The following is a 14465-nucleotide window of genomic DNA, read 5'->3' on the forward strand; positions in this document are numbered from 1 at the left end:
TGCAGCGCGGGCGTCAGCTCAGTTCGAGGATGCGGTCATGGATTTCGCTGACCTTGAAGGGCTTGCCCTGCACCTTGTTCAGCGGCACGACCTCGCGCAGGTAGCGTTCGCGCAGCAGCTTCGAGAGTTGCCCCATGTTGAGTTCCGGCACCAGCACCGTCTTGTAGCGTCCGAGCAGCTCGCCGAGGTCCGGCGGCAGCGGGTTGAGGTGGCGCAGATGCACGTGCGCAACCGAGCGGCCTTCGGCCTCGGCCTTCTCGCGCGCCTGCGCGATCGTGCCGTAGGTGCTGCCCCAGCCGATGACGAGCAGGTCACCGGACGCCGGCCCCTCGACCGTCGTCGGCGCGATGTCCTGCGCGGTGCCGGCGACTTTCGCGGCGCGCACTTCGACCATGCGCTGGTGGTTCAGCGGATCGTGCGAGATGTTGCCGGTGAGGAAGTCCTTTTCCAGGCCGCCGACGCGGTGCTCCATGCCCGGCGTGCCGGGGCGCACCCACGGGCGCGCGAGGTTCTCGTCGCGCGCGTACGGCTGGAAGCTTTCCGGATCGGTGCGATAGCGCACTTCGACTTTCGGCAGGCTCGCGACGTCGGGAATCCGCCACGGCTCGGCCGCGTTCGCGATGCCGCCGTCGGTCAGGAGGATCACCGGCGTCATGTATTTGACGGCGATGCGGAACGCCTCGATCGCGCAGTCGAAGCAGTCGGCCGGCGAGCGCGCGGCGATCACCGGAATCGGGCATTCGCCGTTGCGCCCGTAGATCGCCTGCAGCAGGTCGGACTGCTCGATCTTCGTCGGCAGGCCGGTCGACGGGCCGCCGCGCTGCACGTTCACGATCACCAGCGGCAGCTCGAGCATCACCGCGAGGCCCATCGCTTCGGTCTTCAGCGCCATGCCGGGGCCGGAAGTCGTCGTCAGGCCGAGCGCGCCGCCGTAAGCTGCGCCGATCGTCGAGCAGATGCCGGCGATCTCGTCCTCGGCCTGGTAGGTCGTGACGTTGAAATGCTTCAGCGCGGACAGTTCGTGCAGGATGTCGGTCGCCGGCGTGATCGGGTACGAACCGAGGAAAAGTCCGACACCCGACGACTCGGACGCGGCGACGAAGCCGAGCGCCGCAGCGTGGTTGCCGGTGATGCTGCGATAGACGCCCGGCGTCGCCGCCGCTTCGCGCACCTGGTAGGTCGCGGCGAAGATCTCGGCAGCGTCGGCATACGCGAAGCCGGCGCGCAGCGCATTGACGTTGGCGTCGGCGAATTCGGGCTTCTGCGCGAACTTCTCGTAAACGTCCGCGATCTCGTCTTCGATCGGCCGGCCGTACAGGCACAGCATCAGGCCGAGCGCGAAGTAGTTCTTGCAGCGGCCGACTTCCTTCTTCGACAGGCCCGAGTCACGCAGCGCCGCCGCGGTCAGCGCCGAGATGTCGATCTTGAACAGCCGGTAACCGTCGAGGCTGCCGTCTTCGAGCGGATTGCTCGTGTAGCCGGCTTTCGCGAGGTTCGTGTCGGCGAACGCGCCGGTGTTCGCGATGATGATGCCGCCGTGCTTGACGTCGGCAAGGTTGGTCTTCAATGCCGCCGGGTTCATCGCGACGAGCGCGTCGGGCGCATCACCGGACGTGAACACCTGGCGCGACCCGTACTGGATCTGGTAGCCGGACACGCCGAACAGCGTGCCGGTCGGCGCGCGGATTTCGGACGGGTAGTCGGGGTGGGTCGCGAAGCCGTGGCCGGCTTTCGCGACGGCTTTCGAGAATTCGGAACCGGTGAGCTGCATGCCGTCGCCGGAGTCGCCGACGAAACGGATCACGACGCTGTCGAGCGCCTCGACGGCCCGTGCGTGGGCGTTCGATGCGCCGGCGGTTTCGCTGCTGCCGCAGGCTTCCCTGCTCTCGACTTCGGCCTCGGACGTGTATCCGGCTTCTGACATGACTTTCCTCCTCGATGGGCCCGGGTTGCCTGCCCTGGTTGCGGCGCGACGCCATCGACCGCGGGCGGGTTTTTGTTGATTACAAACAGTTTGACGTCCATCAGTATTGACGCAGGTCAAGAGAAGCGAAATATCGCGGCAGCGAAACACTTTTCCCGGACCGGCGGAATTGCCGACGCGCGCGCGCGGCCGCCGCCCTCGGGGCAGCTGCAGCTCGCCAGCGGACTTGCGGGAGGGAAGGTGCGGAACCGGCAGAGCGCAACCGCTTGCATCGCCCTTCGGCGGCGCGCAGGAGCGCCGAGCCGGGCTCAGCCGGCGCAGTCGATCTCGTCGCGGTGGCCGAAGCCGGCGGCGTTGTCGATGAAATACACGCGCTCGGGCACGAAGCGGTACCAGCGCACTTTCGCCAGCGCCTTGACGATCGCCGCCGGCGCCAGCGCGAGCTTGCCGACGACCGGGTACTTGTCGCCATACAGCCGGCGCGCGCGCTTTTCCTCGTCGCCCGACACTTCGCACGCCAGCCCTTCGGCCTGGATGCCCTTGATCTGCGGCCAGTCCGCGTAGTCTTCCTGCACCGTGACCGCGACCCGCGCATGCGCGGCAAGCGCGCCGGCGTGGCGACTCGCCGGCGCCGACAGGAAATACAGCGTGAAGCCGTCGCTGACGTAGAACACCGCCGCGGCCCACGGGCCGTCGCTGCCGTGCGTCGCGAGCGTCATCACGTGGTGCGTCTGCAGGTACGCGAGCGCCGCTTCGCGCGCCGCTGCCGCGCTCAAGATTCGACGCTCCCCGGCTCGCGCACGGGCTGCGGCGTCGCCCGCGCATGGCCGCTTTCGTGCAGCCGCTTGAGCCGGTACGCGAGCTGCGGGCGGCTCAGGCCGAGCATGCGCGCCGCGGACGACAGGTTGCCGCGCGCCTTGTCCGTCGCCGCTTCGATCAGCATCGCTTCGACCTGGTCGAGCGTCAGTGTGCCGTCGCACACCGCGTCGCAGATCGACTTGCCGGCCTCGCCGTCCCCGGCGTCGAGCTTGCCGTCCGGGTCGAGCCCGAACTCGCGCGCCTCGTCGCCCCACGACAGGAACAGGTGTTCGACTTCGATGCGCGTGCCGTGCGGCGCGAGGATCACGCCGCGTTCGACGGTGTTCTGCAGCTCGCGGATGTTGCCGGGCCACGCGTAGGTCGTCAGCGCGCGCTTGGCCTTGTCGGTGAACCCGAGCAGCTTCTTGCCGTTGATCGCAGCGTGCTTTTCGAGGAAATGCTTGGCGAGGACGGAGATGTCCTCGCGGCGTTCGCGCAGCGGCGGGATGTTGATCTGGTAGGCGTTGAGGCGATAGTAAAGGTCGGCGCGAAAGCGCCCTTCCTTGACGAGCTGCGGCAGCCCGACGTTGGTCGCGGCGACGAGGCGCACGTTGATCTTGCGCACCCGGTCGTCGCCGAGGCGCTCGACTTCGCCTTCCTGCAGCACGCGCAGCAGCTTGCTCTGCGCCGTCAACGGCAGATCGCCGATCTCGTCGAGGAACAGCGTGCCGCCGTCGGCGCGCTCGAAACGCCCGGGGCGCGACACCAGCGCGCCGGTGTAGGCACCTTTCTCGACGCCGAAAAGCTCGGATTCGACCAGATCGTGCGGGATCGCCGCGCAATTGATCGCGACGAGCGGACGGTCGCGGCGCGTGCTCATCTCGTGCAGCGCGCGCGCGAACAGTTCCTTGCCGACTCCGGTCTCGCCGAGCAGCAGCACCGAGATCGGGCTCGCCGCTGCCTGGCTCAGCAGCTCGAGGGCGGCGCGAAAACCCGGCGAAGTGCCGATCATGTCGCCGGGAATCTGGTTCTTCTCGCCGATCGTCGAGCGCAGCTGCACGACTTGCGTCTGCAGGTCGATCAACTGGTCGGCGATCGACTCCGGCGCGAAGAAGCGCATGTGCTCGTCGGCGTCTTCCCATTCCTCGACCGGCTTGCCGACGATGCGGCAGCACTCGTCGCCCATGCCGACGCATTCGACTTCCTTGTACAGGATCGCACGTCCCATGAACGCCGAAGTGTAGCCGCAGGCGTAACCGATCTGCGTCCAGCACACCGGCTCGTCGTGCGTGCCGAAGTGCCGGCGGTGCGACTGGCCTTCCCACGAATTGATCCAGCGGAATTCGCCGTAGAAGCTGCCGGACGCGCGGTCGAACTCGACGCGGATCGGCACGACGCCGACGTTGCCTTCGAGCGCATGCAGCCGCGGTCCGGTCATGAAGATTTCCATGTCCGTCATGTCCTGCGCGCGGGTGCGCACGAGCTCGGCGTCGCGCATCCCCGAAGCGTAGCCCATGCGCAGCAGCAACCCGCGCGCGCGGGTGATGCCCAGCGTGTCGATCAGTTCCTTGCGCAAGGACGCCTGCGCTTCCGCATGCACGAGCAGCATGCGGTGTTCATGAAGCCATATCTGTCCGGTGTCGGAACAGAAATGCACGCGTGACCTCAGGTCAGCGCCGTCTGCGCGGCTCGCGTCTTGGAGCTTGGTCATGCCTCGCCCTCCTCCTGGATCGCTTGTTCTACGCGTCGCCACGACCCCTCGTGTTGACCTGGATCAAAGAGTTCAGACGACAACTATGCGGCCGGAGCCGGACCGCCACTGAACGGCAGTTCACCAAATGATCAAGCCGCGTCGCCACGGAAGATGAAATCTCATCAATTGGTAAAGCTGCGCTCGTTGCCCGCTGCCGCGCCGCGGCCCCGCTTCTGCGCCTTTTCCGGCCTTTTGCGTCAGCCCCCGAAAACGCTTCCATCGCGCGCCGTACGGGCGCTCCGGCTCCATCCCCGGGTCTGCAGAAGGCCTGTTCGGCCGCGCAGCGCCACCGCAATGGCACACCCCTTGCGAAAGGACTCCGGCAGGCGTCGTCCAACAAATCCGGGTGCCGCGACCGACACCGGAATTACAAAGGAGGGGGCATCAGATGAAGTTTCCTGTTCCGCACGACATCAAGGCCAAGACGATTCCCGGGACCGAAGGCTGGGAGCGGATGTATCCGTACCAGTACCAGTTCGTCACCGACGACCCGCAGCGCAACCAGTACGAGAAGGACACTTTCTGGTTCTACGACGGGCTGCATTACCCGGAGCCGCTGTACCCGTTCGACACGATCTGGGACGAGGCCTGGTACCTCGCGCTGTCGCAGTTCAACAACCGCATTTTCCAGGTGCCGCCGGTGCGCGGCGTCGATCACCGCATCATCAACGGCTACATTTATATCTCGCCGGTGCCGGTCAAGGACCCGGACGAGATCGGCCGCCGCGTGCCCAATTTCATGGAGCGGGCAGGCTTCTACTACAAGAACTGGGACGCGCTCGAAGCGAAGTGGAAAGTGAAGATGGAGGCGACGATCGCCGAGCTCGAGGCGCTCGAGATCCCGCGCCTGCCCGACGTCGAGGACCTGTCGGTCGTCACTGACGGGATTGGCGAGTCGAAAGGCTATCACCTGCTGAAAAACTACGACGACCTGATCAACCTCGGCATCAAGTGCTGGCAGTACCACTTCGAGTTCCTGAACCTCGGCTATGCGGCCTACGTGTTCTTCATGGACTTCACGCAGAAGCTGTTCCCGAGCATCCCGATGCAGCGCGTCACGCAGATGATCTCCGGCATCGACGTGATCATGTACCGCCCTGACGACGAGCTGAAGGAACTGGCGAAGAAGGCGGTCGCCCTCGAAGTCGACGGCATCGTCGCGGGGCACCGCGAATGGGACGACGTCAGGGCCGCGCTCGGCGCGCACCGCCACGGCGCCGAGTGGCTCGCCGCGTTCGAGAAAGCGCGCTACCCGTGGTTCAACATCTCGTCGGGCACCGGCTGGTTCCACACCGACCGCAGCTGGAACGACAACCTCAACATCCCGCTCGACGGCATCCAGACCTACATCGGCAAGCTGCGTGCGGGGATCTCGATCGACCGGCCGATGGAAGCGGTGCGCGCCGAACGCGACCGGATCACCGCCGAATACCGCGAGCTGATCGACAACGACGAAGACCGCAAGCAGTTCGACGAGTTGCTCGGCTGTGCGAAGACGGTGTTCCCGTACGTCGAGAACCACCTCTTCTACGTCGAGCACTGGTTCCACTCGGTGTTCTGGAACAAGATGCGCGAAGTCGGCGCGATCATGAAGGAACACGGCATGATCGCTGACGTTGAGGACATCTGGTACCTGCGTCGCGACGAGATCAAGCAAGCGCTGTGGGATGTCGTCACCGCGTGGGCGACCGGCGTCACGCCGCGCGGCACCGCGACCTGGCCGGCGGAAATCGAATGGCGCAAAGGCGTGATGCAGAAATTCCGCGACTGGAACCCGCCACCGGCGATCGGCGTCGCGCCGGAAGTGATCCAGGAGCCTTTCACGATCGTCCTGTGGGGGGTCACGAACAACTCGCTGTCCGACTGGGCCGCGGTCCAGGACATCGGCGACTCCGGCACGATCACCGAGCTGAAAGGCTTTGCCGCGAGCCCCGGCACGGTCGAAGGCCGCGCCCGCGTGTGCCGCAGCGCCGAGGACATCCGCGACCTGCAGGAAGGCGAGATTCTCGTCGCGCCGACGACATCGCCATCGTGGGCGCCGGCGTTCGCGAAGATCAAGGCGTGCATCACCGACGTCGGCGGCGTCATGAGCCACGCGGCGATCGTGTGCCGTGAATACGGCATGCCGGCGGTGGTCGGCACGGGCGTGTCGACGCGCGTGATCCGCAGCGGCATGACGTTGCGCGTCGATGGCTCGTCCGGCGTGATCTCGATCATCACGAGCTGAAAAGGTGACTCCGATGGGAAGCGTTATTTCTGCAGCGGCCCTGCCTTGGGCCGCCCTCGACAGCGTCGCGCCGAAAGTGTGCTCTTTCGACGAGTGCGGCAAGGATTCGGTGCAGCTCGTCGGCGGCAAGTGCGCGTCGCTCGGCGAGCTGATCAACGCGGGCGTGCGGGTGCCGCCGGGCTTCGCGCTGACCACCCGAGGCTATGCCCAGTTCATGCGCGAGGCCGGCATCCAGGCCGAAGTCGCGGCGCTCCTCGACGGCCTCGATCACGAGGACATGGACAAGCTCGAAGAGGCGTCGCACGCGATCCGCGAGATGATCGAATCGCGCCCGCTGCCGATCGAGCTCGAGGACCTGATCGCCGAGGCCTACCGCAAGCTGTCGGTGCGCTGCTACCTGCCGGCGGTGCCGGTCGCGGTGCGCTCGTCCGCGACCGCCGAGGACCTGCCGGGCGCGAGCTTCGCCGGCCAGCAGGACACTTACCTGTGGATCCGCGGCGTCGATGACGTGATCCATCACGTGCGCCGCTGCATCTCCAGCCTCTACACCGGCCGCGCGATCGCCTACCGCATGAAGATGGGATTCCCGCACGAACAGGTCGCGATCAGCGTCGGCATCCAGAAGATGGCGAACGCCTACACCGCGGGCGTGATGTTCACCGTGCATCCGGCGACCGGCGACCGTTCGGTGATCGTCATCGACGCGAATTTCGGCTTCGGCGAATCGGTGGTGTCGGGCGAAGTCACGCCGGACAACTTCGTCGTCAACAAGATCACGCTCGACATCATCACGCGGACGATCTCGACGAAGGAGCTCTGCCACACCGTCGATCTGAAGACCCAGAAGTCGATCGCGCTTCCGGTGCCGGTCGAGCGCCAGAACATCCAGTCGATCACCGACGACGAGATCAGCGAACTCGCGTGGATGGCGAAGAAAATCGAAAAGCACTACGGCCGCCCGATGGACATCGAGTGGGCGATCGACAAGAACCTTCCGGCCGGCGGGAACATTTTCATCCTGCAGGCGCGCCCCGAGACGATCTGGAGCAACCGGCAGAAAACCACCGGTGCGGCAAGCAGCACGTCGGCGATGGATTACATCGTGTCGAGTCTGCTCGCCGGAAAACGACTCAGCTAGGAGGGCGACCAAAGTGATCGTACGCAACTGGATGCAGCCGAATCCGACCGTGCTGACCGGCGACACCCTGCTGTCCGAGGCGAAGCGGATCCTGTCGGAAGCCAATGTCCACGCGTTGCCGGTCGTCGATGACGGCCGCCTGCGCGGGCTCATCACGCGGGTCAATTGCCTGCGCGCCGCGCACGCCGCGCTGCGCACCCAGGACACCGACGAGCTCAGCTATTTCTCGAATCACGTCAAGGTCAAGGACATCATGGTCCGCAACCCGGCGACGATCGACGCCGACGACACGATGGAGCACTGCCTGCAGGTCGGCCAGGAGCACGGCGTCGGCCAGCTGCCGGTGATGGACGGCAACAATGTCGTAGGCATGATCTCGGCGATCGAGATGTATTCGCTGGCCGCGCATTTCCTCGGCGCCTGGGAAAAGCGCAGCGGAGTGACGCTCGCGCCGATCGAGCTCAAGCCGGGCACGATGGGCCGCATCGTCGACATCGTCGAATCGGCGAACGCCGAACTGCTCGCGATCTATCCGATCAGCATCGGCCACCTGAACGCGGCCTCCGCGTCGCAGGCGAAGAAAGTGATCGTCCGCTTCCACGCCGCCGACAACGACGCGGTGATCCGCGCACTCGGCGACGCGGGATTCGAAGTCATCGAATCCGTCCAGGCAATGCATTGAGCCCTCATTTTCCGCCTTCCCGCTGACCTGCACCGTCACCCACCGAGGAGTTTTCGAATGGATCTGAGATATTTCATCAACCAGTGCGCCGACGCCCACGAACTGAAGCGCGTCACGACCGAGGTCGACTGGAATCTGGAGATCTCGCACGTCTCCAAACTGACCGAGGAGAAGAAAGGCCCGGCGCTGCTGTTCGAGAGCATCAAGGGCTACGACACCCCGGTATTCACCGGCGCGTTCGCGACGACGAAACGCCTCGCGATCATGCTCGGCCTGCCCCACGACCTGACGCTGTGCCAGTCGGCGCAGCAGTGGATGAAGAAGACGATCACCTCCGAAGGCCTGATCAAGGCGAAGGAAGTGAAAGAGGGGCCGGTGCTCGAAAACGTGCTGACCGGCAACAAGGTCGATCTGAACATGTTCCCGGTGCCGAAGTTCTTCCCCCTCGACGGCGGGCGCTACATCGGCACGATGGTGTCGGTCGTGTTGCGCGACCCCGAGACCGGCGAAGTGAACCTCGGCACGTACCGCATGCAGATGCTCGACGACAAGCGCTGCGGCGTGCAGATCCTGCCCGGCAAGCGCGGCGAGCGGATCATGAAGAAGTACGCGAAGATGGGCAAGAAAATGCCCGCCGCGGCGATCATCGGCTGCGATCCGCTGATCTTCATGGCCGGCACCCTGATGCACAAAGGGGCTTCCGACTACGACATCACCGGCACCGTGCGCGGCCAGCAGGCCGAGTTCCTGATGGCGCCGCTGACCGGCCTGCCGGTGCCGGCCGGCGCCGAGATCGTCCTCGAAGGCGAGATCGATCCGAACGCTTTCCTGCCGGAAGGCCCGTTCGCCGAATACACCGGCTATTACACCGACGAGCTGCACAAGCCGATCCCGAAGCCGGTGCTCGAAGTGCAGCAGATCCTGCACCGCAACAACCCGATCCTGTGGGCGACCGGCCAGGGCCGGCCGGTCACCGACGTGCATATGCTGCTCGCCTTCACGCGGACCGCGACGTTGTGGACCGAGCTCGAGCAGATGCGCCTGCCGGGCATCAGTTCGGTGTGCGTGCTGCCGGAATCGGCCGGCCGCTTCTGGGCGGTCGTGTCGGTCAAGCAGTCGTATCCGGGCCATTCGCGCCAGGTCGCCGACGCAGTCATCGGCAGCAACACCGGCAGCTACGGCATCAAGGGCGTCATCACCGTCGATGAGGACATCCAGGCCGACGACCTGCAGCGCGTGTTCTGGGCGCTGTCGTGCCGTTACGACCCGATGCGCGGCACCGAGCTCATCAAGCGCGGCCGCTCGACGCCGCTCGATCCGGCACTCGATCCCGACAGCGACAAGCTCACGACGTCGCGCATCCTGATGGACGCGTGCATCCCGTACGAATGGAAGCAGAAGCCGGTCGAGGCGCGCATGGACGACGAGATGCTCGCGAAGATCCGCGCGCGCTGGCACGAGTACGGGATCGGGATCTGAAGTACCTCCGTTCGCCCTGAGCCTGTCGAAGGGCAATCGGCAGGGCTTCGACAGGCTCAGCCCGAACGGTATCCGGGTGCTCGGCTGGCGAGACGGAAGTGATCAATCAAGAGGGATTTGGAGACATGGAACAGGCAAAGAACATCAAGCTGGTGATCCTCGACGTCGACGGCGTGATGACCGACGGCCGCATCGTCATCAATGATGAAGGCATCGAATCGCGCAACTTCGACATCAAGGACGGCATGGGCGTCGTCGTGCTGCAGCTGTGCGGCATCGACGTCGCGATCATCACGTCGAAGAAGTCCGGCGCGGTGCGGCACCGTGCCGAGGAGCTGAAGATCAAGCGCTTCTTTGAGGGGATCAAGAAGAAGACCGAGCCGTACGCGCAGATGCTCGAGGAGATGAACATCTCCGACGCCGAAGTCTGCTACGTCGGCGACGACCTCGTCGATCTGTCGATGATGAAGCGCGTCGGCCTCCCGGTGGCGGTCGGCGACGCGGTCGCGGACGTCAAGGAAGCGGCGGCCTACGTGACGACGGCGCGCGGTGGCCACGGCGCCGTGCGCGAAGTCGCCGAGCTGATCCTGAAAGCGCAGGGCAAGTGGGACGCAGTCCTCGCGAAAATCCACTGACCGATCCAACACTTTTCGAATCGCTTTTATCCACAGCAAGGAGATCGACGTGGCAAAGATTTCAGCACCGAAAAGCAACCGCGAATTCATCGACGCGTGCGTCAAGTCCGGCGATGCCGTGCGCATCAAGCAGGAAGTCGACTGGGACAACGAGGCCGGCGCGATCGTGCGGCGCGTCTGCGAGCTCGGCGAAGCCGCGCCGTTCATGGAGAACATCAAGGACTATCCGGGCTTCAGCTACTTCGGCGCTCCGCTGTCGACCTACCGCCGCATGGCGATCTCGCTCGGCATGGACCCGGCCTCGACGTTGCCGCAGATCGGCGCCGAGTACTTGAAGCGCACGAACAGCGAGCCGATCGAACCGGTCGTGATCGACCGCCGCGACGCGCCGTGCAAGGAGAACGTGCTGCTCGGCGCCGATGCCGACCTGACGAAGCTGCCGGTGCCGCTCGTGCATGACGGCGACGGCGGGCGCTACGTCGGCACCTGGCACGCGGTGATCACGAAGCACCCGGTGCGCGGCGACGTGAACTGGGGCATGTACCGGCAGATGATGTGGGACGGCCGCACGATGTCGGGCGCGGTGTTCCCGTTCTCGGATCTGGGCAAGGCGCTGACCGAGTACTACCTGCCGCGCGGCGAAGGCTGCCCGTTCGCGACCGCGATCGGTCTGTCGCCGCTCGCCGCGATGGCCGCGTGCGCGCCGTCGCCGATCCCCGAGCCGGAACTGACGGGCATGCTCGCCGGCGAGCCGGTACGCCTCGTGAAGTGCGAGACGAACGATCTCGAAGTGCCGGCTGATGCCGAGATCATCATCGAGGGCATGATCCTGCCCGACTACAAGGTCGAGGAAGGCCCGTTCGGCGAATACACCGGCTACCGCACGAGCCCGCGCGACTTCCGCGTGACGTTCCGCGTCGATGCGATCACCTACCGCAACAACGCGACGATGACGATCTCGAACATGGGCGTGCCGCAGGACGAAGGGCAGCTGTTGCGCTCGTTCTCGCTCGGGCTCGAGCTCGAGAAGCTCCTGAAGAGCCAGGGCATTCCGGTCACCGGCGTGTATATGCACCCGCGCTCGACGCACCACATGATGATCGTCGGCGTGAAGCCGACCTACGCCGGCATCGCGATGCAGATCGCGCAGCTCGCGTTCGGCTCGAAGCTCGGGCCGTGGTTCCACATGGTGATGGTCGTCGACGACCAGACCGACATCTTCAACTGGGACGAGGTCTATCACGCGTTCTGCACGCGCTGCAATCCGGAGCGCGGCATCCACGTGTTCAAGAACACGACCGGCACCGCGCTGTACCCGCACGCGACGCCGCACGACCGCAAGTACTCGATCGGCTCGCAAGTGCTGTTCGACTGCCTGTGGCCGGTCGACTGGGACAAGACCAACGACGTGCCGACGCTCGTCAGCTTCAAGAAAGTCTATCCGCAGGACATCCAGGACAAGGTCACGAACAGCTGGACCGATTACGGCTTCAAGCCGGTCAAATAAGGAGACGACGCGATGAACCAGTGGGAAGTTTTCGTCATGGATCTGGCCGAACTGCCGGAAGGCACGGAGCTCGAACTGAGCGTGCGCACCCTCAATCCGGGATTGAAGAAATACACTTATCAGCGCGTCAAGGCCGAACTGTCGAATTCGCTCGACAAGTTCCCCGACCGCCTGCAAGTGCGCTTCGGGCGCGGCCAGCTGTGCAAACAGGAGTTCTCGATCCGCATCATCGAGCAGGTCCAGCGCATGCCGGCGAAGTATCTGTAGCAACGCGTGCCCGGGCCCCGTGCGGGTTCCGGGCAGCGCCAGCACATTCAGGACGCGCACCCGCGGCCGGCGCCGCGGCTCTACACGGTTTCAAGAACTGGGGGAACGATGGCTTATTCCGATTTGCGCGCCTTTCTCGCCGACCTCGGCGACGATCTGCGGCATGTCCGCGACGAGTTCGATCCGCGCTTCGAGATTGCCGCAGTGTTGCGCAGCCTGCCCGCGGGCGCGCCGGCGGTGCTGTTCGACGACATCCGCGGCTATCCCGGCGCGCGCGTCGCCGGCAACCTGATTGCCAGCCGCCCTCGCCTCGCCCGCGCGCTCGGCACGACCGCTGAGCGGCTCGCGCAAACCTGGCTGCAGCGCAAGGAACAGGGTGTGACGCCGGTCGTCACGACGGGCGCGGCGCCGGTCAAGGAAGTCGTGCATCGCGCCCCCGACGACCTGCTGTCGCTGCTGCCGATCCTGACTCACCACGAGAAGGACGCGGCGCCGTTCATCACCACCGGCGTCGTGCTGTGCACCGACCCCGAAACCGGCCGCCGCGGCATGGGCATTCACCGCATGATGGTCAAAGGCGGCAGGCGGCTCGGCATCCTGCTCGCGAATCCGCCGCTGCCGCAGTTCCTCGCGCGTGCCGAAGCCGCCGGCCGGCCGCTCGACGTCGCGGTCGCGCTCGGCCTCGAACCGGCGACGCTGCTCGCGTCGGTCGTCAAGGTCGGTCCGCTGGTGCCGGACAAGATGGCGATCGCCGGCGCGCTGCGCGGCGCACCGGTCGAACTGGTGCGCGCCGAGACGGTCGACGTCGAAGTGCCGGCGCGCGCCGAGATCGTCATCGAGGGGCGAATGCTGCCGGGCGTGCGCGAGCTCGAAGGGCCGTTCGGCGAGAACACCGGGCATTACTTCTCGAACGTCAGCCCGGTCATCGAAGTGAGCGCGGTCACGCATCGCGACAACTTCATCTACCCCGGCCTGTGCCCGTGGTCGGCCGAAGTCGACGCGCTGTTGTCGCTCGCCGCCGGCGCGGAGCTGCTCGGCCAGCTGCAGGCGCTGATCGGCGGCGTCGTCGACCTGGAACTGGCCGCCGGCACCAGCGGTTTTTCCGCCGTCATCGCCGTTCATGACTGCACGCCGGCCGACGTGAGAAGGCTCGTGATGCTCGCGCTGAACCTCGACCGCCGCCTGAAGATAGTCACCGTCGTCGATGACGACGTCGATATCCGTGACCCGCGCGAAGTCGCATGGGCGCTGGCGACGCGCTACCAGCCGGCGCGCGACACCGTCGTGATCCACGGCTGCGAAGCGTATGTCATCGATCCGTCGGCGTCCGGCAACGCCGCTTCGAAAGTCGGCTTCATCGCGACGCGCGCGAGCGGCGCCGAGTCCGACCGCATCACGCTGCCCGCCGCCGCTGCGGCAAAAGCCCGCGCAGTTATCGCCGCAGTGCTTTCCTGAGGGAGATCTGAAATGAGAATAGTCGTCGGAATTTCCGGTGCCAGCGGCGCGATCTACGGCATCCGCCTGCTCGAGGTGCTGAAGAAGATCGGCGTCGAGACCGACCTCGTGATGTCGGATTCGGCCAAGCGCACGATCGTCTACGAAACCGATTATTCGATCAACGACGTCAAGCTCCTCGCTTCGTGCGTGCACGACATCAACGACGTCGGCGCGTCGATCGCGAGCGGCTCGTTCCGCCACGCCGGCATGGTCATCGCGCCGTGCTCGATCAAGACGCTGTCGGCAGTCGCGAACTCGTTCAACACGAACCTGCTGATCCGCGCCGCCGACGTGACGCTGAAGGAGCGCCGCAAGCTCGTGCTGATGATCCGGGAAACCCCGCTGCACCTCGGGCACCTGCGGCTGATGACGCAGGTCACCGAGACCGGTGCGGTGCTGGTGCCGCCGCTGCCGGCGTTCTACCACCGCCCGCAGACGATCGACGACATCATCAACCAGTCGGTGACGAAAGTGCTCGACCAGTTCGACCTCGACGTCGACCTGTTCGGTCGCTGGACCGGCAACGAAGAACGTGATTTCGCGAAAGCGCGCTGACAT

The 14465-nt window shown here is 65.6% G+C and carries 12 protein-coding genes; 9 read left to right on the plus strand and 3 right to left on the minus strand.

Going from position 1 to position 14465, the window contains the following annotated elements:
- Positions 1 to 13: 13 nt before the first annotated feature.
- The 3 genes from PA01_07745 to PA01_07755 all read right to left on the minus strand — a co-directional run bounded on the left by PA01_07745 (position 14) and on the right by PA01_07755 (position 4433).
- Positions 14 to 1924 (minus strand): 2-oxoacid:acceptor oxidoreductase subunit alpha, encoded by a 1911-nt coding sequence (locus tag PA01_07745; protein KON82376.2) that lies wholly within the window; start codon positions 1922 to 1924, stop codon positions 14 to 16.
- Positions 1925 to 2232: 308 nt separating this feature from the next.
- Positions 2233 to 2700 (minus strand): pyridoxamine 5'-phosphate oxidase family protein, encoded by a 468-nt coding sequence (locus tag PA01_07750; protein KON82377.2) that lies wholly within the window; start codon positions 2698 to 2700, stop codon positions 2233 to 2235.
- Positions 2697 to 4433, minus strand: coding sequence for a sigma 54-interacting transcriptional regulator (locus PA01_07755; GenBank protein KON81515.1), 1737 nt, complete (start codon positions 4431 to 4433; stop codon positions 2697 to 2699). Before PA01_07755 ends, PA01_07750 begins: the two co-directional genes overlap by 4 nt.
- Before the next feature lie 430 nt (positions 4434 to 4863).
- Here PA01_07755 and PA01_07760 point away from each other — a divergent pair, with 430 nt between their 5' ends.
- The 9 genes from PA01_07760 (at position 4864) to PA01_07800 (ending at position 14462) form a co-directional block, all read left to right on the plus strand.
- Positions 4864 to 6702 carry a PEP-utilizing enzyme gene (locus PA01_07760; protein ID KON81516.1) on the plus strand — a complete coding sequence of 613 codons (1839 nt, stop codon included), beginning with the start codon at positions 4864 to 4866 and terminating at the stop codon, positions 6700 to 6702.
- A 13-nt stretch (positions 6703 to 6715) separates the two neighbouring features.
- Complete coding sequence (locus tag PA01_07765; protein ID KON81517.1) at positions 6716 to 7840, plus strand: phenylphosphate synthase subunit beta; 1125 nt, start codon at positions 6716 to 6718, stop codon at positions 7838 to 7840.
- Between the two features lie 13 nt (positions 7841 to 7853).
- The gene (locus PA01_07770) at positions 7854 to 8522 is read left to right on the plus strand and encodes a CBS domain-containing protein (protein ID KON81518.1); all 669 of its coding nucleotides are present in this window, start codon (positions 7854 to 7856) and stop codon (positions 8520 to 8522) included.
- A gap of 57 nt (positions 8523 to 8579) precedes the next feature.
- Positions 8580 to 10001, plus strand: coding sequence for a phenylphosphate carboxylase subunit beta (gene ppcB / locus PA01_07775; protein KON81519.1), 1422 nt, complete (start codon positions 8580 to 8582; stop codon positions 9999 to 10001).
- Positions 10002 to 10126: 125 nt separating this feature from the next.
- Positions 10127 to 10636, plus strand: a complete 510-nt coding sequence (ppcD, locus tag PA01_07780; protein KON81520.1) for a phenylphosphate carboxylase subunit delta — start codon at positions 10127 to 10129, stop codon at positions 10634 to 10636.
- Between the two features lie 49 nt (positions 10637 to 10685).
- Positions 10686 to 12143: a phenylphosphate carboxylase subunit alpha gene (gene ppcA, locus PA01_07785; protein ID KON82378.2), complete on the plus strand. Its 1458-nt coding sequence runs from the start codon at positions 10686 to 10688 to the stop codon at positions 12141 to 12143.
- Between the two features lie 12 nt (positions 12144 to 12155).
- The gene (gene ppcG, locus PA01_07790) at positions 12156 to 12410 is read left to right on the plus strand and encodes a phenylphosphate carboxylase subunit gamma (GenBank protein KON81521.1); all 255 of its coding nucleotides are present in this window, start codon (positions 12156 to 12158) and stop codon (positions 12408 to 12410) included.
- 108 nt (positions 12411 to 12518) lie between these two features.
- Positions 12519 to 13865 carry a UbiD family decarboxylase gene (locus tag PA01_07795; protein ID KON81522.1) on the plus strand — a complete coding sequence of 449 codons (1347 nt, stop codon included), beginning with the start codon at positions 12519 to 12521 and terminating at the stop codon, positions 13863 to 13865.
- Positions 13866 to 13877: 12 nt separating this feature from the next.
- Positions 13878 to 14462 carry a UbiX family flavin prenyltransferase gene (locus PA01_07800; protein ID KON81523.1) on the plus strand — a complete coding sequence of 195 codons (585 nt, stop codon included), beginning with the start codon at positions 13878 to 13880 and terminating at the stop codon, positions 14460 to 14462.
- The last annotated feature ends 3 nt before the right edge of the window (positions 14463 to 14465 follow it).

The sequence above is a fragment of the Azoarcus sp. PA01 genome, assembly GCA_001274695.2.
Lineage (GTDB): Bacteria > Pseudomonadota > Gammaproteobacteria > Burkholderiales > Rhodocyclaceae > Aromatoleum.